Genomic DNA, 23,917 nt, shown 5'->3' on the forward strand with positions numbered 1-23,917 from the left:
GTGACAGTTCAGGTTTACCTAATCTGTTAGGGCCTTTCTGTATTCTCTGGGGGTCTGCCCATATTTGCGTTTAAAAAGCCGGTTAAAGTAGGAGAGATTGTCAAAACCCGTCCTTGTGGCAATCTCCAGTACAGATAAGCCGGAGGCGGCAAGCAGCCGGGCGGCCATGCTGAGGCGGTAGTCGTTCAGATATTCTGTGAACCCCATATCCATGTGGCCCTTAAAGAATTTCATAAAGTGGGATTTGCTGTAAAAAGTTAGGGCGGCCATATCCGCTATCGTGATCGTATCGGCATAGTGTTCTTCAACATATTTCAAAATCGTTTTTAATTTTTCCAGAGATTTCGCCTTGATTTTTGCGGCGGAATCTCTGTTTGTCTGTGAGGAGACCAGCAGAAAAAAGAACTGGAAGAGATATCCTTTCACCGCCAGCTGGTATCCCTCCGGCCGGGCGGCGCATAAGTCATCAATATGGCTGATGCAGCCGGCAAGATCCGCATATGCTAAACAGGAGGGGGTGAGGAAGGTGAGGACGGCACGTTCTGCACTCAGCAGAGGCTGCAGAAACTGTGTGGTACAAAGATCGCTGCTATCTGACACCAGCAGCGCAGGCTTAAACAGAATATTTTCGTACTCCATGCTGCATCCGTCTTTCTGCCGGATCGAGTGGAGCTGGCCGGGAAGGATGAAGACGATATCTCCGGCGGTTATTTCCCGGGTCTGAAGGTTAACAGATACCAGGCCCTGTCCTTTTTTTATAACAATAAACTCAATTTCTTCGTGCCAGTGGAGCGGAACTTGTATAAAATCAAGCGGAATGGAACATAGATAAGTATTATAAGGAAAATCAGCATTTGTATGGGATTTGGTTTCATGGTAATTCTGGTACTCCGTGAGATTCAAAACGGTGCCTCGCTTTCTGTAGCAATGTAGGTGAGTTATAAAAGAATGATAGTATTGTACTATAATTTAAGAGTATTTTGCAAGAAAATGAACAGGAATCGTATTAAAATGCATAACATAGATGACAGTTCAGGCCTTCCTGGACTGTTTCTGACATAGACTTAATGTAAGGCCAATTAGAGTTTTTATGAAAGGAGTAATATTATGAGTATACAGGATACAATGACACAGAAGCTGGGGAAAGGGATTTCAGAAGCTTCTAACGAGGAGATCTATTTCGCACTTCTGGAGATCGTGCAGGAAATGGCCCGGCAAAAAGAGAAAAACGGCGGCAAAAAGAAGCTCTATTATATTTCTGCTGAATTTTTAATTGGAAAATTACTCTCCAACAATATGATCAATCTGGGTATCTACAATGAGGTCCGGGATGTTCTCGCGGGAAACGGCAGAGACATCTGTGAGATCGAAGAAATAGAGTCTGAGCCATCCCTGGGAAATGGGGGACTTGGAAGGCTGGCGGCCTGTTTTCTGGACTCGATCGCTACACTGGGGCTGAACGGGGACGGAATTGGCCTGAATTATCATTTCGGCCTGTTTAAACAGGAGTTTAAGGAGGAACTGCAGAAAGAGACCCCGAATCCATGGATTGAGAAGCAGAGTTGGCTGACTAAAACGGATGTGTCCTATCCGGTCAGCTTTAGGGGAATGACCCTGAATTCCAGAATGTATGATATCGAAGTTACGGGATACAACAATATCACAAATAAGCTGCATCTCTTTGATGTAGAGACTGTAGATGAGAGTATTGTGGAGGAGGGGATTGAATTTGATAAGAAGGACATCGCCAGGAATCTGACTCTGTTTTTATATCCGGACGACAGTGATGAGGATGGACGCCTGCTGCGGATTTATCAGCAGTATTTTATGGTCAGCAACGGTGCAAGGCTTATTCTGGATGAATGTGTGGCAAAAGGCTGCAGACTCTATGACCTGCCGGATTACGCGGTCATACAGATCAACGATACGCATCCGACAATGGTAATTCCGGAGCTGATCCGGCTGCTTATGGAGCGGGGGCTGGAGATGGATGAGGCCATCGATGTTGTTTCACGCACCTGTGCCTACACGAACCATACAATTTTGGCAGAGGCACTGGAGAAATGGCCGGTGGATTATCTGAAAAAGGTGGTGCCCCAGCTGGTTCCCATCATCGAAGTGCTGGACGATAAGGTGAGAAGAAAGTATGCAGATGAGAGCGTGGCTGTTATAGACAGAAATGATACGGTCCATATGGCTCATATCGATATCCATTACGGATTCAGTGTGAATGGGGTTGCATCTCTGCACACGGAGATTCTCAAAGACAATGAGCTGAATCATTTTTATAAGATTTATCCGGAAAAATTCAATAATAAAACGAACGGAATTACATTCAGAAGATGGCTGCTTCACTGCAATCCGCAGCTTACCGAAATGCTTGATTTTATCGTGGGTACGGGATACCGTTCTGATGCAAAACAGCTGGAAAAGCTGATGAATTACCGCGGGGATAAGAATGTACTGAGCCGTCTCCTGGAAATAAAGAAGGAGAATAAGAAGGTTCTCTGCGGTTATCTGAGAGATACCCAGGGGCTTGAACTGAATCCGGATTCTATCTTTGATATCCAGGTAAAACGTCTCCACGAATACAAGCGCCAGCAAATGAATGCCCTGTATGTGATCCATAAATATCTGGAAATCAAAGCGGGCAGACGGCCGTCCACTCCGATTACCGTCATCTTCGGGGCAAAAGCCGCGCCGGCCTATGTAATTGCAAAGGATATCATCCATATGATTTTATGTCTGCAGGAGATCATCAACAAGGATAAAGAGGTAAGCCCTTATCTCCAGGTGGTTATGGTAGAAAATTATAACGTGACGAAAGCGGAAAAACTGATCCCTGCCTGTGATATTTCCGAGCAGATTTCCCTGGCATCCAAGGAGGCCAGCGGCACCGGTAATATGAAGTTCATGCTGAACGGAGCTGTTACACTGGGCACGGAAGACGGGGCTAATGTGGAAATCCATGAGCTGGTGGGAGATGATAATATCTTTGTATTCGGAGCATCCAGCGATGAAGTCATTGAACACTATGCAAAGGCAGACTATGTGTCCCGGGATTTCTATGAAAAAGATAAGGATATCAAGGCGGCCGTGGACTTTATCACCAGCAAAAAAATGCTGGCGGTGGGGAATGAGGAAAACTTAAAGCGCCTGCAGAAAGAACTGATGAGCAAGGACTGGTTCATGACGCTTCTGGACTTCAAAGAGTATGTGAAGAAAAAAGAGGAAGCGCTCAAAGCCTATGAGAACAGGACCGAGTGGGCGAAGAAGATGCTGGTAAATATTGCAAAGGCGGGATATTTCTCCTCAGACAGGACAATAGAGGAATATAATAGAGATATCTGGAAACTATAAAAAGGTATAATACTGGCTTCAGAAAACAGCCTGGCATTGCACCGTATCTGCTCTAATGACTGGGGGCACAGTGCACCGCAAAGCGATGTTATAACAAGAAGACAGTTGGGGGCGGAGCCTTGCGGCGGAGGCCCGTCCCGAATCTCAATACACCTGTACAAATTGCACAAAATACGTAAGAAAAAACTGTGAGAAATTACAGAATCTTAATTCTGGGATTGCAATTATGATGTGGCAGGTGTATATTTAATACCAGGATTGGAAACGTTACCGAGATCGATACCGACAACGATTCCAAAACATAAGGAAACAAGAAAAAGTTTATTCAGAAAAGGAGAAGTAAGTATGAAGATGAAAAAGTTTTTATCAGCAGCACTGGCAGCTGCGATGACTGCAGGCCTTTTAGCCGGATGCGGGAGCAATAAAACAGATTCCGCATCCTCTGATTCATCCAAAAAAGATGATAAAGGTTCTGTCTATTATTTAAGCTTTAAGCCGGAGCAGGCAGAACAGTGGGAAGCAGTTGCCAAAGCATATACGGAGGAGACCGGAGTGCAGGTAAAAGTGCAGACTGCGGCTTCCGGGACCTATGAGCAGACGCTGAAGTCCGAGATTGCAAAGAAGGATGCCCCCACGCTGTTCCAGGTCAATGGACCGGTGGGATACCAGAACTGGAAGGACTACTGCATGGATCTGTCCGACACAGAGCTGTATTCCTGGCTGAATGACAAGGACATGGCCATTAAGGGAGAAGACGGAGGCGTATACGGTATTCCATACGCGGTGGAAGGATACGGCATCATCTACAATGAAGAGATTATGGATAAATACTTTGCCCTGGAAGGCGCGAAGGCCTCCTCCATCGAAGAGATCAACAATTTTGAGAAGTTAAAAGAAGTGACCGAGGACATGACAGCCAAGAAAGACCAGCTGGGAATTGAAGGCGTATTTGCTTCCACATCCTTTGCACCCGGCGAGGACTGGAGATGGCAGACACATCTGATGAACCTTCCGATCTATTATGAGTACCAGGATAAAAAGGTGAAAGATGAGAAAGAGATTACTTTTGAATATAACGAAGAGTTCAAGAATATTTTTGATCTTTATCTGAATAATTCCGTTACAGAGCCGGCTATGTTGGGTTCTAAGACCGTTTCTGATTCCATGGCTGAATTTGCGCTTGGAAAAGCAGCGATGGTGCAGAACGGTAACTGGGCCTGGGGAGACATCAGCGGCGTTGACGGTAATACGGTAAAAGAAGATAAGATTAAATATCTTCCGATTTATACAGGCATCAAAGGAGAAGAGAAACAGGGCTTATGCGTAGGCGGCGAGAACTATTTCTGCATCAACAGCGAGGCTTCTGAGGCAGACCAGAAGGCGTCTCTGGACTTCATCCAGTGGCTGTTCAGTTCAGATGAAGGCAAGGACAAAGTAACAAATGAACTGGGATTTATCACACCGTTCAACACCTTTGAGGACGACCAGAAGCCGACCGACCCGCTGGCACAGGAAGTGATCCGCTATATGGAGAATCCCGACCTGACAAGTGTATCCTGGGACTTCCAGACATTCCCGAGCCAGACATTCAAAGACAACCTTGGGGCATCACTCCTGGAATATGCGTCAGGCAATAAGGAATGGAATACAGTCGTGACAGATTGTATCGAAGACTGGAAAGCAGAAAAAGAAGCAACAGCTGAATAAAGAAAACAAGGAGGGTGAGTGCGGAAAATCGGTCTGCCTCACCCTCAAATACAGAACAGGAGGAGTATTATGCAGAAGACATATAAAAAATATTTTTGCATATTCGTGCTTCCGACACTGATTGCATTTACATTATTTTTCGTGATTCCATTTGTTCTTGGTATTGGATTATCATTCTGTAAATTTACCACAGTGACAAATGCAAGATGGGTTGGATTAGATAACTATCTGAAGGCATTTGCAAATAAAGACTTTTTGAATGCCCTCTGGTTTACCGTAAAGTTTACAATTGTTTCTGTCATCAGCATTAATGTGATCGCCTTCATCTTTGCATATGCGCTGACAAGAGGAATCAAGGGAACAAATCTGTTCCGTACTACATTTTTCATGCCGAACTTAATCGGCGGTATCGTGCTCGGTTATATCTGGCAGCTGATGATCAACGGTGTGCTTACCAGATTCGGCGTGACTATAACGACAGATGCGAAATACGGATTCTGGGGCCTGATTATTCTCATGAACTGGCAGCTCATCGGATATATGATGATTATCTATATCGCGGGCATCCAGAATATCCCCACAGAACTGGTGGAGGCCGCTAAGATTGACGGGGCCACAAAGCTGCAGGCGCTGTTCAAGGTGACCATACCGATGGTGATGTCCTCCGTGACGATCTGCCTGTTTCTGACTCTGACCAACTCCTTCAAGCTCTTTGACCAGAACCTGGCGCTGACGGCAGGCGCTCCGTCCAAGAAAACGGCAATGCTGGCGCTGGACATTTATACGACTTTCTATAATAGAAACGGCTGGGAAGGCGTAGGCCAGGCAAAGGCGGTTATATTCTTTGTAATAGTAGGAATCCTGGCTCTGACGCAGCTTTATTTTACGAGAAATAAGGAGGTGGAAAGCTAATGGCTGGAAAGAAGAGAAAACAGGAAGAAGTACAGACAATGGAAGTATCAAAAGGCACAGGGGCTTTGATGACCGTGATTTTTGCCGTACTGGCCCTGGTATTTATATTCCCGATTATCCTGGTATTTATCAACTCCTTTAAGAGTAAGCTTTATATCAGTGATCAGCCTTTTGCGCTTCCCAGCAGCGATACGTTTGTGGGCCTGAATAACTATATTGACGGCGTGGCTAAAACAGGACTGATCAAGGCGGCCGGTTATTCCATCTTCATAACGGTATTTTCGGTGCTGCTGATCGTACTGCTGACGGCAATGACTGCATGGTGGCTGACGCGGGTAAAAAGTAAAATATCTACGGTCTTGTATTATCTGTTCGTATTTGCTATGATTGTACCGTTCCAGATGGTGATGTTTACGCTGTCCAAGGTGACGGATACGTTAAATCTGGGGAATCCGGTTGGGATAATCTTTGTATATGTTGGGTTCGGTGCAGGACTATCGGTGTTCATGTTCGCAGGTTTTATTAAGGCGATACCGATTTCCCTGGAGGAGGCTGCGATGATCGACGGCTGCACGCCGATCCAGACGTTTTTCAGGATTGTGCTGCCGGTACTAAAGCCAACTGCAATCACCGTTGCAATTCTGAATGCGATGTGGATATGGAATGATTATCTCCTTCCCCTGCTTGTATTGGGAAGCGATTATCAGACGATTCCGATCGCAGTGCAGTATCTCAGGGGCGGATATGGTTCGGTGGATATGGGAGCCATGATGGGTATGCTGGTTCTAGCAATCCTGCCGATCATCGTATTCTACCTGCTCTGCCAGAAATATATTATTAAAGGCGTGGCTGCAGGGGCAGTGAAAGGATAACAGAAAGGGGAAACGCGATGAGAGAAAGTGGAATTTTATTACCCGTTTTCGCATTGCCTTCTGAGTATGGGATTGGATGTTTTTCAAAAGAAGCCTATGAGTTTGTGGATCAGTTAAAAAAGGCGGGACAGAGTAAATGGCAGATTCTTCCGCTGGGGCCGACCGGATACGGAGATTCTCCGTACCAGTCTTTCTCTACATTTGCCGGAAATCCGTATTTCATAGATTTGGAGACTTTAATCCGGGAAGGACTTCTGACGGAGGAAGAATGTAAAGCATATGATTTTGGGAAAACGAAGGACAGTATAGATTATGAAAAGCTGTATCTGGGCAAATTCAAAATCCTGGAGCAGGCGTACCGCAGGTTTGACGGCAGCAGGAGTGGGGAGTACCATGCATTTCTGGAGGATAACAGGGAATGGCTGGACGAATACTGTCTGTTTATGGCCCTGAAAAACCAGCATGGCGGTGTCAGCTGGAGGGAATGGAAAGCTCCTTACAGGGACAGAGATGAGAAAGCCCTGGAGGAGGCCAGAGGGGAACTGGCAGAAGAGATTGATTTCTACCGTTTCCAGCAGTTTGAATTCAACAGGCAGTGGAAACGGCTGCATGCCTATGCCAATGAAAATGGCATAGAGATCATCGGTGATATTCCGATCTATGTGGCGTTTGACAGTGCTGATACCTGGGCGGCTCCGGAGCTGTTCCAGTTTGATGATAATAAGGAGCCGACCGCGGTGGCAGGCTGTCCGCCGGATGGATTCTCCGCCACAGGGCAGCTGTGGGGAAATCCGCTGTATGACTGGGAGTACCATAAAAAGACTGGTTATTCCTGGTGGATGCGGAGAATCGCCTACTGCTTCCGGCTGTACGATATCGTCCGTATCGACCATTTCCGGGGATTTGACGAATATTATGCGATTCCTTATGGTGAGAAGACCGCCGTGAACGGCAAATGGATGCCCGGGCCGGGAATCGGTTTTTTCAGGGCAGTGGAGGAGAAGCTTGGCAGACTGAATATTATTGCGGAGGATCTGGGGTTTTTAACAGACAGTGTCTTAAAGCTTTTGGAAGACACTGGTTTTCCGGGAATGAAAGTCATACAGTTTGCATTTGATTCCAGAGAATCGGCGAACTATCTGCCGCACACATATACCCCAAACTGCGTGGTATATACCGGGACCCATGACAACGATACAACACGGGGCTGGTATCATCATGTGGATAAGGAGTGCCGTGATTTTGCAAAAGAATATCTGCACAAGCATGCGCTGGATGAAGATGAGCTGGCATGGGACTTTATCGCCATGGCCATGGGCAGTGTGGCGCAGCTGTGTGTGATACCGGTTCAGGATTATCTTTGCAGAGACAGTGAGGCAAGGATCAATACACCTTCGACACTGGGAAATAATTGGGTATGGCGGTTGAAAAAAGATGAGTTAAATGATACTCTTATAGAAGAGATACGTAAGATAACGAAACTGTACGGTCGTCTGTAACAGTTTAGACATGTCGGAACTGTTACGGTCTTCTATCTCGTAAAGGACAGCATACCGAAGAGAAACTTCTATAAAAATAAAATTGGCCCGGTGGAGCGTGCATGTCCAAAATACTTAATAAGGGCAGGAATCAGCATGGAGACAATTAAGGATATAGCCAGGATATGCGGGGTTGGAGTCAGCACCGTATCCCGTGCAATCAACAATCATCCGGATATCAATCCGGAGACGAAAGAGATGGTTATGCGGGTGATTAAGGAGCATAATTACATCCCCAACAACAGTGCAAGGAACCTGAAACGTTCCGATGCCAAAGCCATAGCAGTTTTGGTCAAAGGGATAACGAATCCCTTCTTCAATGACATGATAGGCATTATCGAACAGGAAACACAGCGGAAGAAGTATACGTTCATCCTGCAGAGGGTGGAGGAACACGAGAACGAACTGGATGCGGCGATTGAGCTGGTTAAAGAAAAAAAGTTGAAGGGAATTATCTTCCTGGGCGGCTTTATTACGCACTCCAGTGAGCATCTTGCACAACTGGATGTCCCCTTTGTCCTGAGCACTTCCGGGATCGTCAATGAAGAGACTGAGGAGGGGCCGCTCTGGTCTTCCGTGTCGGTGGATGATTATGCCGAGAGCTATAAGATGACGGATTATCTGTGCAGGGCGGGCCACAAAAAGATTGCGATTATATCTGCGGATCAAGAGGATGAAAGCATTGGTAAGCTTAGGTTTGAGGGATATCTGAAGGCTCTGGAAGACAACCATATACAGCCGGATGAAGCGCTGATCTGCCATATGGACTACGTGACGGACAGCTATTCCATGAAGACCGGTTACCGTCTCATGAAGTCCCTGCTGGCAAAAAAGCAGGAGTTCACTGCGGTATATGCGATTGCTGACAGTCTTGCAATCGGGGCATGCCGTGCACTCACAGAGACCGGTATCCGGATTCCGCAGGACTGTTCAGTGGCGGGATTTGACGGTCTGGAGATCGGGTCATACTATACTCCGACACTGACGACCATCCGTCAACCGGTAGAGAAGATGGCGAAGGTTACGATCGATCTGCTGTTTAACATAATACGGAAGAACGGGCAGCATAAAAAGGTTGTGCTTCCGGGAGAATTGCTGGTTCGGGAGTCTACCAGAGGATTGGTGTGAGGGACGCCTGCCGTGGAACGGGACGGAGACGAGCCGGGAAGGGATAGACGCGGGCAGTCGGAAGGGCATATATGTCATTTTATAATGCGGACACGGAGCTAAGAAATTCTAGGAGGCAAACAGCCGTGAAAATGGGGCACAGCTGACACATCGTGAGAAATTTGATAATTTCTCGCGCTGGGTCAGCTGATTTTGATTCGGGATCAAAAAATCTCCCCATTTTCACGGCTGTTTCCCTCCAAGAATTTCTAAGCTCCGCTTTAGCATTATTGAAATGACATATCTGCCCTTCCGACTGCCCGCGTCGCTCCCTTCCCGGCTCGTCTCCGTCCCGTTCCACGGCAGACTGGTTCATCAATGCGGAAGCAGAAGCTTGCTTTGCAGGAAATGCTCCCTGGTGGGAGGCTAGGGGCATCGGCATCGGATGGTTATAGGATGTGCGCAATGTTATCCTATATGGAAGATGTGTATATATTTGTTAATATATTACAGGTATGTATAAGGAAAATTATAGTATATACAAATACGCTGCTCCCGATACGCGTCCCCCATCCGCATAAATAACTAAACCACATTCGCTCCGCTTAGATGTCCACGGATTTGATTTGTGGGTTTTCTTTGAGCAGGTCTATGACATCCTGAAATGTATAATCGTCCGGAAATGCCACGTTCAGTTTCAGTTTTAATGTTTCTTCGTCTATACGGGTTGCTTTCATCGTTAGAATCTTAAGGTCCCGGATGGCGAAGGAATCTTTCAGGATACTTTTGAGATGATCTGTTTCCCGGATCTCGAGGGTGATCTGCTGGATTGAAAGTGTTTTGAGCCAGCGGAAATTTTTGTGCAGGATGAACTGGATTATGATAATGCAGATGGTCGTCATTACCCCGAGCACATACATTCCAGCCCCGAAAGCCATTCCGATTCCTACGGTTGCCCAGATGCCGGCGGCAGTTGTGAGGCCGCTGACGGTTACATTGCGGGTGAAGATGATGCCAGCCCCGAGAAATCCGATGGCAGTTACGATGCCTGCCGCCACACGGGAGGGATCCAGACCGATGTGATTCAGCGGCAGTATATCATTGAATCCATATTTGGAGATAATCATCATGACGGCGGAAGCGAGGGCTACGATTGTATGGGTACGGATTCCGGCGGTTTTAAAATGATTTTCCCGCTCATACCCCACGACCATACCGCAAAGAGCCGCACCTAAAATTCTGGCAAGATATTCAAGCTGTACTAGTACTTGTGGCAACATAAGGGTTCCTCCTTCCCGTATCCGGGTTTGTTTAGATAAAAGATTTTTATGCTTAATATTATTTTACCATGGAAGAGGGGAAAACACAAAAACTGGAAAAGTTTTTCAGGCTCTTCTGCTATCATTGTATGCGCAAATAAGGTATAATTCTTGAAAAGAATATAATTATGAGGGCGGAACGAATGGAGATAAAAGATTTAAAATACTTTGTAGAGATAGCGGAGCAGAAGAGTATGCGAAAGGCTGCAGCCAGCTTGTATGTTTCGCAGCCGAATCTGACCCGGGCGATACAGAGTCTGGAACATGAATTCGGGTCAGCGCTTTTGAACAGAACAAATAAGGGTGTGGAGATGACCACATTTGGCGAGGGGTTCTATTATTATGCCAAATCAATCTTAAAGCAGGTCGATGAGATTTCTAAGATAAAGATGAGTACTGAAAACTACATAGAGTCCAGAATCAGTATCGCAATCGGCAAATTGATTATGAGGGATGACATGATCTACCAGTATTACGAGACAATTCGCGCCAGACGGACCGGTATTCATATCATAGAGACGACGATCGAAGATGTATTGAACCAGGTTGAACAGACCAAGGCTGACATCGGAATCGTGACAATCAACAACATGCAGAGAGCCGCTTTCCACAAGCTGACCGAATTAAAGGAGCTGGAAATGTATGAGATCGGCGAGGGCACCCTGTATATCCACCTAGGTAAAAAGAATCCATTTTATGAGAGGACTACAATAGATGCTGAAGAACTGCTGCCATACAGCCGTGTCAGGCTTCCGCTCGACTTCTTTGCCAATATAAACAACAGCACGACAATAGATGGTAAGCTCCAGGTCAGCGATTTTGATAAAACAATCCAAATGAACAACTACCATGCAATCATCAACATGGTAAAAAGAACCGATTCCTTCATATTTGGAAACAAATGGCAAGTAGAAGAATTAAAAAGAGGCCAGATCAACAGCCTGTTACTGAATCACTGTGACGTACACCAGAAATTAATCTGGATAAAGCGCAAAAGAGAGATATTGTCCCCGCAGGCCGAGGACTTTTTGAAACTCTTCATGGATTGCTATGCCGACTAAAAATCATAGTTGTGATAATCAATACGTATCACGGGACAATAAGATATAAGCATTAGCCAAACCTCCTGTCCCAGTATATAATGAAGTCAGTTAAAAATTGGAGCAAACCTTAGGAGGGAATTTGGTATGAAAAAATGGCAATTAAGTAAAAAGAAAATGCTGGGGTTCTTAACAGCAGGAGCAATCGTGGTAACAATGGCGGGGTCTTATGCGGTGTGGGATGAGCTTTCAACATCCACCAATACAGCATTAACAATAGGGAAGCCAATTACTTTATCTGTTGGAACTGGCATAACATATGACAATACTGCAGAAGCAAGAGACTGGGGGGATACAGCACCTGTTTATACAAGTGGAGAGGTGACATTTTCAGCAACGAATATACCTAGTGGTGAAACAGCCAATCTGACTTTAACACCAGAGGTCTCAGTAACGACACAACCTACGGGTGGTGGAGTAACAAAAGATGATTTTACAGTCACAGTAGTAGAATCAGGGTCTGATGTAGCCATAAAGGATGCGGTTCCCTTTGATGCGTCAAAAAAATATAAGGTAAAAGTACAGCCTACAGGAGCCAATGCGGAAAAGACTGCGGAAACTGTTTTAGATGTAAAATTAAATGCATCATTGACAAAGGCAACTACGCCAGCGTCATAAGGTAATCTATTTTATGTTAAAACTTATAAAAAAGATACCCAATATTTTGTTAGTAGTTTTAGCGTTATACTTTGTATTAATAAAAATGTACCCAGAAAGAGTAAAAACATTTTTAGGATACCAAACATTTGTAATTCTAACAGACAGCATGGAGCCAGTCATACCGACTGGCTCTGCTGTGCTTGTTAAAAACCTAAAAGATGACGAAGAACCTAAAGAAGGAGATATCGTATCCTTCCGTGTAGACCGTCTGGGTGAGGATGCCGTCTTCACTCACTATTACCGTGGAACAGAAACCGAGGAAGACGGTTCTATCCGATATCTGACCCAGGGAGCAACGGCCGAGCGGCCAGATGACTATATAACCCATCGTCAGGACATCATAGGCACCTACGTTTTTCACATCCCCTATGCCGGCAGGATCGTCCTATTCCTAAAAAGCCCATTTGCATTAATAGAACTAGGTATCATAATGATCATCATGATAATCTACCAATTACTTTGGGACAAATTCGACAAAGAAGAGCAGGCAGAAAAAGAAAAACAGGAGACAGAACAAAAACCAGAGAACCAAAAAACATTAGAGGGCACAGAGACAAAAAACAATATATGCACCAGTTAAACCAGAAAAAAATGAGATACAGGCCTGCACAGCCAGTCCAATCCGCCGCACCCGCCGCGAGTCCCAAAGGGACGAGAAAATCCTCCCGCCCTGATGCGTCCAGCTGAGAGAAAGGGGAGTCTGGCTTCTGCAGGGGATGCCTGTGCCGTTGTAAAATCCTAAGAGCGCGCATAGAATCAGTTACAGAGAAAATATGGGGAATAGAGGGCAGGATTTGATTCACAAAATCAAATCCTGTTGCCGCCGGCGGTGTGAATGCATCGGCATTCACGCCAACTGCGGCAAGTACCTCTATTCCCCATATTTTGTCTGTTACTGATTCTCAGCAAGCGGCCGGATATTACAACGGCACAGGCATCCCCTGCAGAAGCCGGACTCCCCTTTCTCTCAGCGCCCCTCAGCCAGTATTCCTCCGTCCCCTTCAAGCCCCCGTAAAAGATCCGCAACCTCCAAAGGCCGATAAAAGTAAAACCCCTGTATCATATCGCAGTCCGTCTGCCGAACAATCTCCAATTCCGCATCTGTCTCCACGCCCTCCACGCAGACCTGTTTCTTCGACCGGTGGCAGGCGTAGACAATGCTCATTATAAAATCAAGATTCTCCGAAGAATGCGTGATCTCATTCATCAATGTACGATCCAGCTTGATGACATTTACCGGATATTTAAAGAGCATCTGCAGAGAAGAGAATCCATTCCCAAAGTCATCTAATGCAAATTTGATTCCCATTTTCAGGCATTCGGCGACGAATTCCTGCAGCCGGATGGGCATCTCATCGAAATGGGTTTCTGTCAGTTCCAGCATCAGATGCCCTTGCAAAAGCCCGCTTTCCGCTATGGTCTGCCGGATGAAAGGCAGAAACGTGTCATCCAGTATCTGCAGATAACTAACGTTAAAGGATAAAAGAAAATCAGGCTGGAAGACCAGGATCTGTTTGCAGAGTGAGACAACCTGCCCAAAAACCCATTTCCCCACGGGAAGTATCATGCGTGTCTCCTCCAGCAGGGGGATAAATACTACAGGAGATATTTCCTGTCCGCGATAGCGCCAGCGAAGCAGTGTCTCTCCCCCAATGATCTTTCCTGTATCGCGGGAGACTATGGGCTGTACCACGATCCGGAAGCCCTCGCAGCCTTTTTCTACATTTTCACTCAGGCTCAGGGCCATGCTGGACTTATCTTTCTGTTTTGCTATCACATCGGAAGAAAATTTACTGTATTTCAGATCAGAATTAAGTTTGGCAATGCTGATCAATGTCATTGTATTTTCAAGAATTTCCTGCGGAGTGTCGCCGTTATCCGGGAAATGCAGAATCCCGAAGGAAGCCGCCTGCTTTGTGGACAGCTTCTGTTTGGAATAGCACTCCTCAATGGTGAGCCTGATGTTTTCAACGGCTTCATTTTCGTTATATGACACATTCTGTTTTGAAACAGCCATAAAGCGGATCCCATCGAGCCGGTAGAAGGTGAAGAGACTTCCCAGTTTCTCCAGCAGGCAGTTTGAAATTGCACGCAGCAGCATATCGCCGGATGCACGTCCTTTGGAGTCGTTGATGTAGGTAAAATGGTTGAGGCCAAAGCCCACAATCAGGGTGGTCTCCATTGTGCCATTGCGTGCCGCCAGGTCATTCAGTGCGGACTGCTCACGCAGAAAACCGGTGACAGCATCCAGGGAGAAGTCGCTGTCCAGCCTTGAGACACAGCCGGAAAAAAAGAGGGCCGTGTTTTTATCCCCTGACCATTTTACAATACCGCGGCAGTGTACCCATGTAGAAATCCCGTTTTTGTCTGTAATCCGGTAGCGCAGGCTGTGCACCCCTTTTTTCTGCTCCATTATGTGCCGAAGATCCTCGTGATATAACATACGGTCCTGCTCATTGCTGATTTTCTCTCCCCATGCATCAATCAGATTGTAAACAATGTTGTCCAGGAATCCGAAATCATCTTTCATATTATCCGATATGTAATAAAGGTTGCTCTGTAAATCGCCGAAATACAGGTAATAAGGCGCGTCAGGTATGGCAACAGACCGGAAAAAGGCTTCCGCGTCAAAATAATTATTACGGATAAAGGTCTGAAAAGCTGTGCTGCCATCAGAAAGCGGGGTTATATTGTCATCCCAAAACTTTTTTGTGTCAGGAGTAAAGCTTTGCCTTTCACTTTTTTCTATATCCCTGCTGTTTTTATCATAGGCGAGTTCAATTCTATATATTTTTTCGTTCAGTTCGAACAGAGTATCTCTTAATATATAAGTTACATGAGTCAGAGGATTGGTGTATTCCCAGTCATGGAACCTGCCCATTGCAAGAACGGAATCCGTACAAAACGGGCATGGTGTCGAAAGACCCTGAAGAATTTCATAGCATTTTCTGTTCTGGTATTCCTTGTGATCGGGGCAGCCAAAGGCATTCCTGGCACTATGATTCATGTAGGCCATTGTGTGGTTTTCCATATCTATCACAAAAATGAGTTCCTGCAGATTTTCAAAAAACTCCCAATTATTCTCCATAAATATAATCCCTTCCCTATGGCGGCGCCATTTCCATGTTATGAATTATGATTTCATAGCAGGCTATTTTTTCTTTTTAAGATTAAACTTTTTTCGCAATTCTTCCAGTTGATGCTTACTGCTTCTGGATTCCATCTTAGGAAATGCTTTTACAAGACGGCGGCTGACACGCGGTGTTTTACTGCCAAGTTCCTGGTAGTGGTTTTTAAGTTCTGCAATGCGGCTGCGCATTTCTTCGGAGACTTCCTGGGTCTTTTCCTTCAGATCAGCGGCGGCTTCCTGCGTCTTTTCGCGTAAGCCGGAGGTGGCTTCCTGTGTCTTACCCAGCAATCCGGAAGTGGCTTCCTGTGTTCTTTCTTTCAGTCCGGAGGCGGCCTCCTGTATGTTTTCCCTTAGTTCAGCAGCGGCCTCGTCCAGTTTCTGCTTGGAAACCTCCTGCTTTTCCATGGCGAAGATTACTTTTTCATAGATATCTTCACCGATCTGATTGGATATCTCGTGCAGTTCTCCCGCAATCTTTTCCATGCTGGCCAGACGCTTGTTAAACTTGAATATTGCGGTTGCAGTCACATAGAGATCCGCAAACATAGCAATTCCCAGTAACACAATCAGTACAATCCCTGCCGTACGGGGGAGAAAAGTCAGCAGTTTATGGATCAGCGGGTGGATAAAATCCATGATGGCCACGCAGGCGATTCCCCAGACCAGAGAGAAAATCAGGCATACATAACCGCCGATATTAAAAGGCTGTTCCGAATAGTCCCACCATTTATTGTGGAATATCTTGTCCATTGCCCATCCGGTAACGCCTTCGAGAAGGGTGACCAGAATGACGGAAGAAACATACAGAAGAATCAGGTTGTCCTTGTAGGGTGTGAGAAATGCAATAACTATAGTGACTCCCACACCATAGATAGGGCAGATAGGGCCGTTCAGGAATCCTCTGTTCACAAATCTGTGCTCCTTGAAAGCGGCAAATCCCACCTCAGAGCACCAGCCTAAAAATCCGTATACAAAAAAGTAAAGTAATATGTAATAAATGTCCATAATCATGTCCCTCTTTAGCGGCAGTTATTTTATATTTCGATGTTCTGCATCTCATATGAATCCCGCATATCAGAATCACAGAAATCGGAAAGCTATTATTTATAGAGTAAATCTTGTGACAAAAAATGTCAATCTATTTGACTTACTGTGTGAAAAGATTTATAATTCCTTATGGAGAATAATTATCAATACCAAATACATTTTACAGGAGAAAGCCATGAGGTTAAAAGAAGGCAGAAACCATCATACTTACCAGGTACAGGAGATCAATACGGAGCTGAATCTGGAGCGCAGGCTGGAGGCGCTTGGACTTACTACGGGGGCTAATATCACAATCTTGAATAATGATAAAAAGGGCGCCATTACGGTAAGGTTCCGCGGAACGAGATTTGCAATGGGAAAACGGATCGCAGACAATATTGTGGTCGAGGAGGTCCGGGCATGAGCGATAAAGTGATTAATGTTGGATTTATAGGAAATCCGAACTGCGGGAAGACAACGTTATTTAATGCATACACGGGCGCCAATCTGAAAGTGGCGAACTGGCCGGGAGTTACGGTAGAAAAAAAAGAGGGAAAGGCATTTTATAAGGATCAGGAGTTCAAGCTGATTGACCTTCCGGGTATATACAGCCTGACTTCGTATACAATGGAGGAAAAGGTATCCAGAGAATGTATTATGAGCGGCGAGGTAGATGTCATTGTGGATGTGGTTGACGCCTCCTGTCTGGAGCGGAATCTTTATCTGACGCTGCAGCTCATTGAGCTGGGAAAGCCAGTCGTACTGGCGCTGAATATGATGGATATCGTGGAAGAACGCGGCATGGAGATCGACCTGCACCGTCTGCCTGAGATGCTGGGCATCCCTGCAATACCGGTTTCCGCCAGAAAGATGAGCGGTCTGGAGATCCTGATGCATGCGGTGGCACACCACAAGGATTATGCAAGACAGAGCCCTTTTATTCATCACCATACTGAAAACACAAAACATATACATAACCATCACCGTGATTACGCAATGGTTTATCAGGATGAGATAGAAGATAAGATAGACCTGATTATAGAACAGTTTCTGCGTCTGTATCCAAGGATGGAAAATAAAAGATGGCATGCCATTAAGATGCTGGAACAGGACCATGCAGTTATGGAGAAATACCCTGTGAATATGCCGGAGGTTATGGACCGTAGTTATGAGAAGGATATCATTAACCAGAAATATGATTTTATAGAAGAGATTATTCAGGAGACCCTGGTGAATAAGAGCAAGAAAGAGGAACGGACGGACAGAGTCGACCGGTTTATGACCAGCAAATGGCTGGGGCTGCCTATCTTTCTAGGAATCATGGCTCTTGTCTTCTTCCTCACTTTTACCGTGGGGGACTGGCTGAAGGGATACTTTGAGATCGCACTTGAGTGGATATCCGGAGCGGCAGGCAGCCTGCTTACCGCCTGGAATGTGAATGCCATGCTGCAGTCTCTGATCGTGGATGGAATTATCTCGGGCGTCGGAGGGATCCTGACATTCCTGCCGAATATCTTTATCCTGTTCCTGGCGCTTGCCTTTTTGGAAGACAGCGGCTACATGGCGAGGGTGGCGTTCGTCATGGACGATATCATGGGGCACCTGGGGCTTTCCGGGAGGGCATTCCTGCCTATGCTGCTTGGATTCGGATGCTCCGTCCCGGCTATTATGGCATCCAGGGCACTGGAAAATAGAAAGGACAGGCTGAAAACGATCATGGTGACGCCATTTATGTCCTGCAGTGCGAGGCTGCCGATTTATGTGCTGTTTTCTTCTATGTTTTTCGGAAAACATGCCATGATGGCCTGTTATTCCATGTATCTGCTGGGAATTATTGTTGCGATTACAACGGCCTTTGTTCTTTCGAAAATCGACGGAAGCAAGGCGGAACATTCCCTTCTGATTGAGCTTCCGGAGTATAAGACTCCGAACGCGCGTACAATTGCGATCTATGTCTGGGAAAAGGTAAAAGATTATCTTACCAAGGCGGGAACCGTTATTTTTATAGCTTCGATTATTATGTGGATCATCCTGAATTTTGGAACTGCGGGATATGTGACAGATATTTCCCAGAGTTTCGGATCTATGATCGGAAAGGCCATTGTGCCAATATTTAAACCGCTGGGTCTTGGCTACTGGCAGATCATTGTAGCCCTGATTGCGGGGATTGCCGCGAAGGAAGTCGTGGTATCCAGCTGCAGTGTACTGTTTGGTATCCAGAATATTACCACAGGCCATGGAATGGCAAGCTTTGTGGGAACACTGGGGGCTATGGGCTTCGGAGCGGCCAACGCCTATGCATTAATGGTATTCTGCCTGCTCTATGTACCTTGTACGGCTACAATCGCTACGATTAACCGGGAGGTAGGGAGTAAAAAGATCACAGTCGGGATCGTGCTATTCCAGCTGGCAGTGGCCTGGTGCGTAAGCTTCCTGGCTTATCACATAGCAGGGATATTCTTCTGAGGAGTTTAAGCAGCAGAGGTATTTTCGAAAAAATGATGTCTGCTGCCTATAGCTGTAATTGGCAACATCAACAAAGGGATCGTGCAGGCCAGCCTATATAAAAGGAGTACTTATGAAAAGGAGTAGAATTATTTATTTTGCTTTCATTGTAATTACAATGGTATTAGGGCTTGCGTCAAGGCAGTTTGGTGATTGTCTGCCGGTATTTCTAAGGAACTATGCGGGTGATGCCTTGTGGGCTATGATGGTATTTTGGGGAATTGGATTCCTATTTTATAAAATGTCTGCTGCAAAAGTGATGCTGGCGGCATTGGCGTTCTCTTTTGCAATAGAGTTTTCCCAATTGTATCAGGCAGATTGGATAAATGCATTGCGCCGCACTACATTGGGAGGATTGATTTTGGGATATGGTTTTTTATGGAGTGATTTGGTGTGTTATACCGTTGGAATTCTGATAGGAGCAGGTATTGAGCTTGGGATATCGAACTGGACGGGAATGAGGCGAAAAAAGTAGCTGGCATGGTGCGGCCGCTGCAGGTGTGAGTTTCGCATGCGGAATTCGATGATATGGAGGAGTGATAAGAATGCATAATATTAAGTTGGTTTTGGAGTATGACGGGGCGCGTTATCAGGGATGGCAGAGGCTTGGTAAGGGGGAGTCGACAAATACTGTGGCGAACAGGCTGCTGGATGTGATTCATAAAATGACCGCGGAGGATGTGGAGCTGTTTTGTGGGGCCAGGACTGAGGTTGGGGTTCACGCTTATGGGCAGGTGGTTAATTTTAAGACTACTTCGGATATGAAAGCGGATGAAATACGGCAGTATCTGAACCGTTATCTGCCTATGGATATTGCGGTTCTTTCTGCGGAGGAGATGCCGGAGCGTTTTCACGCTTCCCTGAATGCGAAGTCCAGGACTTATCTGTATCGGATTGCTATTGGCGCGGTGCCCAGTGTATTTAACCGGAAATATACTTATTATGCATTCCGCACCCCGGATGTGGGTGTTATGCAGCAGGCGGCTCTTTTATTGGCCGGAAGACACGATTTTAAACATTTTTCAACTGTTAAGAAGAGTAAGTCTACGGAAAAAGAGATTTATAATATCGACATCTATGGTGATGCGGAAGAGATTCAAATTCGTCTTCGGGCAAATGATTTTCTGCATAATATGCCAAGGATGATTGGTGGGACCTTGCTTGATATCGGGCTTGGGAAACGGAAGGCGGAATGTATTGATGCAGTCTTTTCGGGGGAGGAAGAGGCCAGCGCGCCTTGTGATCCGAAAGGGATGTTTTTGGAGATGGTGGAGTATTAGGGGTGGCGGGTATGGGGCCGCTGTGCGGAATTGGAATATGCCTCTCCCGGATGCGGTATTAGGGCATAAGTGCCGCTAATCAAAATCGGAACCGGCATGGTGAACACCGCGGACACTTGCGAGAATTCTGATGAATTCTCACTGCGGGTCTGCTTGTTTACAGTCCTTGTGGGCCTGTAAACAGTTCACATGCCGGTTCCGATTTTGATGAAGCGGCACTAATGCCCTAAAAGACGCATCCAGGAGAGGCATATTCCAATTCCGCACAGCTGGTCTCATGACGGCCGGCAGGAAGGACGGCGGCACGGGGGAGGTGCTTTATGCGGGGGCGGTGGATTGGGTTGGGCGGATGGTGCTGGATGATTTATGGGATTGAGCGCCTCCATACGCAGGCTTGGCTAAAGCACGCTTGCTAAACTTTGCTTGATTTATGGCGCGGGGGGATATTATAATGAGGGGGAAGGTGTAGGGGATTATAGGAGGAGATTATGTTTCGGTCTTTGAGTGAAGGGGAACTGGCGGCGCGGGGGGCGCTTTTGATTGAGAATGTTCAGGATGGTTTTTTGCGGTTTGAGGCTGTGACTCTTAGAGGGGATAAGCTGGCTATGCAGTGTTTTTTGGAGCGGTGTCTGGTGGTGAATGAGGGCGCTTCTTTTGCGGATTTTTATTATTCGGTGCTGGCTGAGGAGAAACAGCGGGGATTTGTGGCCGGGTTGAGTGATGCGGAAAAAAATGTGTTTTTGCAGTTTGAAACGGAAACCAGGCAGGTATACTATCCTTTGGTGGCGGAAAATCTGGTTTTTCTTGCGGAGATTACTGCCAGGAACTGGCTGTTTTCTACTTTTTATTTTACGAAGCAAAAGGCGGTGGTCTGGGGGAATTATGGCCTGGAATATCCTTTGTTTTGTGAAGAGGGGGAGACGCTGGAGAGTTATAAAAATATAGCGCAGGAATGCGGATTGGAGTTGTTTTAGATGATAGAAGAGAGAAGAGTTGCGGATTCCAGGGTGGAAACGGTGCATATGGTACGGCCGAATCATTTGAATGCCGCGGGGCGTTTGTTTGGAGGTATTTTGATGCAGTGGCTGGATGATGTGGCCGGGCTTGTGGCGAAGCGCCATACCAGGAGCAACATTATTACGGCCTCGGTGGATAATCTGCGGTTTATTCAGGGGGCTTATCAGAAGGATGTGATTGTGATTATCGGGAAGGCGACTTATGTGGGGAATACGTCCATGGAAGTCAGGGTTGATACTTATGTGGAAAATATGGACGGGATGCGCAGGCCGATTAACCGAGCCTATTTTACGATGGTTGCGCTGGACGAGAATGACAAGCCTAAGCGGGTGCCGCGCCTGATTCTGGAGAGTGAGGAAGAGAAGGCGGAATGGGAAGCAGCAAAAAAGAGAAGAGAGATGAGGATAAAAAGGAAAGAAGAAGGTTTTTAGGCCTTCTTCTTTCTTTTTTATCCTCCGGGGTATTGGGGGATCATTTTTTCTTCATAAAAGAGCTGACCATATTGATGGTTCTGTCGATCTGCGCCTGTTCATCTTTGGATTTTCCATCTTTCATTATTTCCAGGATCAGAGACATCTCGTCCCCGGAAAAACTGATGCCCTTTTTGTTTGCGTTTGTGATCAGGGCCATCATGATGGGAGCCAGGTCTCGGCCGGATTTGCCGGCGGTCTGGGAAGCTGCCATCTGAATCAGTTCCAGTTTTATGGGGTCAATATTTTTCATAGCCGGATTGTTCATCCATTCGTTCATCTGTATCATCTCCTTCCATAAATGAATCATTTCCCGTAGGGACATTGTCTGCTGTGTCAGTTTGGGGTGGTGCATTTTCCGCCGAAGCAGGGGCCCATGGTTCATTTCCATGGGAAATGTCTTCTGTGGTATCTTCCATGGAGGAAGCCTCTTTTGGGGCATCTGCGTGAGCAGGATCCTCCCCGGTGCCCGGGTCAAAGGATGTATCCCCGGAAAACATGCTATTGTACATCTGGAACATATTCTGCTGGTCAGGAGTCAGCATCCCCATCATCATATCCATGGGGTTGAAGCCTCCGGAAAACATATTTCCCATGCCGCCCATGTGGCCAGTTCCGCCGCCGGAAGCTCCGGCAGAACTGTTTTCGGATGAAAAACCGCTGTCTGTGTCTGAAAAACCATTTTCCTGGCCCTGTGAGCTTTCCTGGAACATTTGCATCATTTCCATTATATTCATCATGTTCAGAAATGTGTCCATCATTTCCGCCTGCTGCTGCGGCAGATAGGGCCTTAACTCCTGGAGCATCTCCATCATCGATGGCGCCTGGCCGCTGCCAAAGGCCTGGCTATGTAAATCATTTTCGAAATTCTGAAAAAAAGAAATTGTCTGCTGGAGCTCCTGGAATTTTATGAATACTCCCAAAAACTGCTGGTTAGAAGCAGGAGTGTAGGGCAGAAACAGCTTCAGCATCTGAAGCTGGGGCGGTGTAACCAGTTCATCAAAGGGTGTCATTGGTTTTGGCGTTTTCTTTTCCATATTCACTCCTGTTTATCACGTTGTAAATATATATGATGAGAAGTATAAAAATATGAGGATGGGATAAGACTAAAGTAAGGGTTCCTACATACTATAATAGGGAATAGAAAGGAAAGGGCGGTATCAAGATGAAAAGAAAACTGATTATCGATGGAAATGCGGTGTATGAGATAGACGAGGATTGCATGCTGAAGAAACGGATGGAAGAGAAGAAAGGGAACAAAGAGCAGGGGGGAAAAGAAAGACCGCAGGATCAGAATAAGGCAAAACCATAAAATAGCCCCGGTACAAAGATCTGTACCGGGGCTGTTTTTATTTCCTGCCTTTAGGCGCCCGAAACGTAAGTGTTACGGGATGGCCCGGGCAGGAATTCATGTTCTGGTAAGTTTTACTGGTTTGGAATTAGCATCCGCAGCTGTTTCCGCATCCGCCGCCAAAGCCGCCGCAGCAGCAAAGCAGGATGATGATCCACAGGCAGCTGTCGTTTCCGCCGCAGCCATTGCCGCATCCGCCGCCAAAGCCGTTGCCGCCGCAGCAGCAAAGCAGGATAATGATCCACAGGCAAGAAGACATCCCGTTTCCGCATCCTCCGCAGCTAGTTTCGCATCCACATCCGCAGTTTGTAGCACTTAAATCACTCATGTTAAATCCTCCATATATGTTTGATTACAGTTCATAATATGTAGGTGGTTACAAATGTGTGAAAAGATTTCCCTAATTATTTTTTTAAAAAGATTTTAATACGATTTTAATATCCGGCCTGGGTTCTTTCACACCTATTTTATGGTGCATATGTTATTTTATAGTAAGAATAACCCGGACAGCGATGTATCCTAAGGTCGGAAAGGGTTTCATCTTGCAATGCAGAGGATTCTGA

The 23,917-nt window shown here is 46.2% G+C and carries 23 protein-coding genes; 16 read left to right on the plus strand and 7 right to left on the minus strand.

Annotation, left to right across the window (positions count from 1 at the left end; genetic code table 11):
• Positions 1–18: 18 nt before the first annotated feature.
• Positions 19–903, minus strand: coding sequence for an AraC family transcriptional regulator (locus BN1938_RS04990; protein ID WP_050639552.1), 885 nt, complete (start codon positions 901–903; stop codon positions 19–21).
• 204 nt (positions 904–1,107) lie between these two features.
• Between BN1938_RS04990 and BN1938_RS04995 the strand changes: the two genes are divergently transcribed.
• The 6 genes from BN1938_RS04995 to BN1938_RS05020 all read left to right on the plus strand — a co-directional run bounded on the left by BN1938_RS04995 (position 1,108) and on the right by BN1938_RS05020 (position 9,517).
• Positions 1,108–3,360, plus strand: coding sequence for a glycogen/starch/alpha-glucan phosphorylase (locus tag BN1938_RS04995; protein ID WP_050639553.1), 2,253 nt, complete (start codon positions 1,108–1,110; stop codon positions 3,358–3,360).
• A gap of 345 nt (positions 3,361–3,705) precedes the next feature.
• Positions 3,706–5,067: an ABC transporter substrate-binding protein gene (locus BN1938_RS05000; RefSeq protein ID WP_050639554.1), complete on the plus strand. Its 1,362-nt coding sequence runs from the start codon at positions 3,706–3,708 to the stop codon at positions 5,065–5,067.
• A 69-nt stretch (positions 5,068–5,136) separates the two neighbouring features.
• Positions 5,137–5,979, plus strand: a complete 843-nt coding sequence (locus BN1938_RS05005; protein WP_050639555.1) for a carbohydrate ABC transporter permease — start codon at positions 5,137–5,139, stop codon at positions 5,977–5,979.
• Positions 5,979–6,851: a carbohydrate ABC transporter permease gene (locus BN1938_RS05010; protein ID WP_025656881.1), complete on the plus strand. Its 873-nt coding sequence runs from the start codon at positions 5,979–5,981 to the stop codon at positions 6,849–6,851. The genes BN1938_RS05005 and BN1938_RS05010 overlap by 1 nt, the downstream gene beginning before the upstream one ends.
• A gap of 17 nt (positions 6,852–6,868) precedes the next feature.
• A complete protein-coding gene (gene malQ / locus BN1938_RS05015; RefSeq protein ID WP_050639556.1) occupies positions 6,869–8,350 on the plus strand; it encodes a 4-alpha-glucanotransferase in 1,482 nt (493 codons plus the stop codon).
• 135 nt (positions 8,351–8,485) lie between these two features.
• Positions 8,486–9,517 (plus strand): LacI family DNA-binding transcriptional regulator, encoded by a 1,032-nt coding sequence (locus tag BN1938_RS05020; RefSeq protein WP_050639557.1) that lies wholly within the window; start codon positions 8,486–8,488, stop codon positions 9,515–9,517.
• A 584-nt stretch (positions 9,518–10,101) separates the two neighbouring features.
• Here the strand turns inward: BN1938_RS05020 and BN1938_RS05030 are convergent.
• Positions 10,102–10,776 (minus strand): MgtC/SapB family protein, encoded by a 675-nt coding sequence (locus BN1938_RS05030; RefSeq protein ID WP_050639559.1) that lies wholly within the window; start codon positions 10,774–10,776, stop codon positions 10,102–10,104.
• A 182-nt stretch (positions 10,777–10,958) separates the two neighbouring features.
• Between BN1938_RS05030 and BN1938_RS05035 the strand changes: the two genes are divergently transcribed.
• The 3 genes from BN1938_RS05035 (at position 10,959) to BN1938_RS05045 (ending at position 13,155) form a co-directional block, all read left to right on the plus strand.
• On the plus strand, positions 10,959–11,876 hold the full coding sequence (locus tag BN1938_RS05035; protein WP_050639560.1) for a LysR family transcriptional regulator: 918 nt from the start codon (positions 10,959–10,961) through the stop codon (positions 11,874–11,876).
• 126 nt (positions 11,877–12,002) lie between these two features.
• Positions 12,003–12,533 carry a hypothetical protein gene (locus BN1938_RS05040; protein WP_050639561.1) on the plus strand — a complete coding sequence of 177 codons (531 nt, stop codon included), beginning with the start codon at positions 12,003–12,005 and terminating at the stop codon, positions 12,531–12,533.
• 13 nt (positions 12,534–12,546) lie between these two features.
• Positions 12,547–13,155, plus strand: a complete 609-nt coding sequence (locus BN1938_RS05045; protein WP_050639562.1) for a signal peptidase I — start codon at positions 12,547–12,549, stop codon at positions 13,153–13,155.
• A 387-nt stretch (positions 13,156–13,542) separates the two neighbouring features.
• Here the strand turns inward: BN1938_RS05045 and BN1938_RS05050 are convergent, their stop codons facing one another.
• Positions 13,543–15,663 carry a sensor domain-containing phosphodiesterase gene (locus BN1938_RS05050; RefSeq protein ID WP_050639563.1) on the minus strand — a complete coding sequence of 707 codons (2,121 nt, stop codon included), beginning with the start codon at positions 15,661–15,663 and terminating at the stop codon, positions 13,543–13,545.
• A 63-nt stretch (positions 15,664–15,726) separates the two neighbouring features.
• Positions 15,727–16,710, minus strand: coding sequence for a putative ABC transporter permease (locus tag BN1938_RS05055; RefSeq protein ID WP_050639564.1), 984 nt, complete (start codon positions 16,708–16,710; stop codon positions 15,727–15,729).
• 217 nt (positions 16,711–16,927) lie between these two features.
• Here BN1938_RS05055 and BN1938_RS05060 point away from each other — a divergent pair, with 217 nt between their 5' ends.
• From BN1938_RS05060 to BN1938_RS05085, 6 genes are all read left to right on the plus strand, one after another.
• Positions 16,928–17,155 carry a FeoA family protein gene (locus tag BN1938_RS05060; protein ID WP_050639565.1) on the plus strand — a complete coding sequence of 76 codons (228 nt, stop codon included), beginning with the start codon at positions 16,928–16,930 and terminating at the stop codon, positions 17,153–17,155.
• Positions 17,152–19,197, plus strand: coding sequence for a ferrous iron transport protein B (gene feoB, locus BN1938_RS05065; RefSeq protein ID WP_050639566.1), 2,046 nt, complete (start codon positions 17,152–17,154; stop codon positions 19,195–19,197). Before BN1938_RS05060 ends, feoB begins: the two co-directional genes overlap by 4 nt.
• 112 nt (positions 19,198–19,309) lie before the next feature.
• Complete coding sequence (locus BN1938_RS05070; RefSeq protein ID WP_050639567.1) at positions 19,310–19,711, plus strand: ribosomal maturation YjgA family protein; 402 nt, start codon at positions 19,310–19,312, stop codon at positions 19,709–19,711.
• 70 nt (positions 19,712–19,781) lie between these two features.
• Positions 19,782–20,516, plus strand: a complete 735-nt coding sequence (locus BN1938_RS05075; protein WP_050639568.1) for a tRNA pseudouridine synthase A — start codon at positions 19,782–19,784, stop codon at positions 20,514–20,516.
• 488 nt (positions 20,517–21,004) lie between these two features.
• Positions 21,005–21,490 (plus strand): hypothetical protein, encoded by a 486-nt coding sequence (locus BN1938_RS05080; protein ID WP_050639569.1) that lies wholly within the window; start codon positions 21,005–21,007, stop codon positions 21,488–21,490.
• Positions 21,491–21,964 carry an acyl-CoA thioesterase gene (locus BN1938_RS05085; protein WP_025656894.1) on the plus strand — a complete coding sequence of 158 codons (474 nt, stop codon included), beginning with the start codon at positions 21,491–21,493 and terminating at the stop codon, positions 21,962–21,964.
• Positions 21,965–22,004: 40 nt separating this feature from the next.
• Here the strand turns inward: BN1938_RS05085 and BN1938_RS05090 are convergent, their stop codons facing one another.
• Entirely contained in the window at positions 22,005–22,283 is a 279-nt protein-coding gene (locus tag BN1938_RS05090) for a hypothetical protein (protein WP_025656895.1), read from the minus strand.
• Positions 22,243–23,040 carry a hypothetical protein gene (locus BN1938_RS05095; protein WP_050639570.1) on the minus strand — a complete coding sequence of 266 codons (798 nt, stop codon included), beginning with the start codon at positions 23,038–23,040 and terminating at the stop codon, positions 22,243–22,245. Before BN1938_RS05095 ends, BN1938_RS05090 begins: the two co-directional genes overlap by 41 nt.
• Before the next feature lie 128 nt (positions 23,041–23,168).
• Between BN1938_RS05095 and BN1938_RS23635 the strand changes: the two genes are divergently transcribed.
• Positions 23,169–23,315: a hypothetical protein gene (locus BN1938_RS23635; protein ID WP_187376287.1), complete on the plus strand. Its 147-nt coding sequence runs from the start codon at positions 23,169–23,171 to the stop codon at positions 23,313–23,315.
• A 127-nt stretch (positions 23,316–23,442) separates the two neighbouring features.
• Here BN1938_RS23635 and BN1938_RS05100 read toward each other — a convergent pair whose 3' ends face one another.
• Positions 23,443–23,682 carry a hypothetical protein gene (locus tag BN1938_RS05100; RefSeq protein ID WP_050639571.1) on the minus strand — a complete coding sequence of 80 codons (240 nt, stop codon included), beginning with the start codon at positions 23,680–23,682 and terminating at the stop codon, positions 23,443–23,445.
• Between the last annotated feature and the right edge of the window lie 235 nt (positions 23,683–23,917).

The organism is Eubacterium sp. SB2, from assembly GCF_001244405.1.
Taxonomy (GTDB): domain Bacteria; phylum Bacillota; class Clostridia; order Lachnospirales; family Lachnospiraceae; genus Faecalicatena; species Faecalicatena contortus_B.

What these genes read in the sequence shown, in the direction of transcription:
- BN1938_RS05055 (WP_050639564.1), bottom strand. Translation starts at nt 16,710, where the DNA reads ATGGACATTTATTACATATTACTTTACTTTTTTGTATACGGATTTTTA.
- BN1938_RS05010 (WP_025656881.1), top strand. Translation starts at nt 5,979, where the DNA reads ATGGCTGGAAAGAAGAGAAAACAGGAAGAAGTACAGACAATGGAAGTA.
- BN1938_RS05030 (WP_050639559.1), bottom strand. Translation starts at nt 10,776, where the DNA reads ATGTTGCCACAAGTACTAGTACAGCTTGAATATCTTGCCAGAATTTTA.
- BN1938_RS05075 (WP_050639568.1), top strand. Translation starts at nt 19,782, where the DNA reads ATGCATAATATTAAGTTGGTTTTGGAGTATGACGGGGCGCGTTATCAG.
- BN1938_RS05085 (WP_025656894.1), top strand. Translation starts at nt 21,491, where the DNA reads ATGATAGAAGAGAGAAGAGTTGCGGATTCCAGGGTGGAAACGGTGCAT.
- BN1938_RS05000 (WP_050639554.1), top strand. Translation starts at nt 3,706, where the DNA reads ATGAAGATGAAAAAGTTTTTATCAGCAGCACTGGCAGCTGCGATGACT.
- BN1938_RS05035 (WP_050639560.1), top strand. Translation starts at nt 10,959, where the DNA reads ATGGAGATAAAAGATTTAAAATACTTTGTAGAGATAGCGGAGCAGAAG.
- BN1938_RS05045 (WP_050639562.1), top strand. Translation starts at nt 12,547, where the DNA reads ATGTTAAAACTTATAAAAAAGATACCCAATATTTTGTTAGTAGTTTTA.
- BN1938_RS05050 (WP_050639563.1), bottom strand. Translation starts at nt 15,663, where the DNA reads ATGGAGAATAATTGGGAGTTTTTTGAAAATCTGCAGGAACTCATTTTT.
- BN1938_RS05040 (WP_050639561.1), top strand. Translation starts at nt 12,003, where the DNA reads ATGAAAAAATGGCAATTAAGTAAAAAGAAAATGCTGGGGTTCTTAACA.
- BN1938_RS05020 (WP_050639557.1), top strand. Translation starts at nt 8,486, where the DNA reads ATGGAGACAATTAAGGATATAGCCAGGATATGCGGGGTTGGAGTCAGC.
- BN1938_RS04995 (WP_050639553.1), top strand. Translation starts at nt 1,108, where the DNA reads ATGAGTATACAGGATACAATGACACAGAAGCTGGGGAAAGGGATTTCA.
- BN1938_RS05070 (WP_050639567.1), top strand. Translation starts at nt 19,310, where the DNA reads ATGAAAAGGAGTAGAATTATTTATTTTGCTTTCATTGTAATTACAATG.
- BN1938_RS05095 (WP_050639570.1), bottom strand. Translation starts at nt 23,040, where the DNA reads ATGGAAAAGAAAACGCCAAAACCAATGACACCCTTTGATGAACTGGTT.
- BN1938_RS05060 (WP_050639565.1), top strand. Translation starts at nt 16,928, where the DNA reads ATGAGGTTAAAAGAAGGCAGAAACCATCATACTTACCAGGTACAGGAG.
- BN1938_RS23635 (WP_187376287.1), top strand. Translation starts at nt 23,169, where the DNA reads ATGAAAAGAAAACTGATTATCGATGGAAATGCGGTGTATGAGATAGAC.
- BN1938_RS05090 (WP_025656895.1), bottom strand. Translation starts at nt 22,283, where the DNA reads ATGAACGAATGGATGAACAATCCGGCTATGAAAAATATTGACCCCATA.
- BN1938_RS05005 (WP_050639555.1), top strand. Translation starts at nt 5,137, where the DNA reads ATGCAGAAGACATATAAAAAATATTTTTGCATATTCGTGCTTCCGACA.
- feoB (WP_050639566.1), top strand. Translation starts at nt 17,152, where the DNA reads ATGAGCGATAAAGTGATTAATGTTGGATTTATAGGAAATCCGAACTGC.
- BN1938_RS05100 (WP_050639571.1), bottom strand. Translation starts at nt 23,682, where the DNA reads ATGAGTGATTTAAGTGCTACAAACTGCGGATGTGGATGCGAAACTAGC.
- malQ (WP_050639556.1), top strand. Translation starts at nt 6,869, where the DNA reads ATGAGAGAAAGTGGAATTTTATTACCCGTTTTCGCATTGCCTTCTGAG.
- BN1938_RS05080 (WP_050639569.1), top strand. Translation starts at nt 21,005, where the DNA reads ATGTTTCGGTCTTTGAGTGAAGGGGAACTGGCGGCGCGGGGGGCGCTT.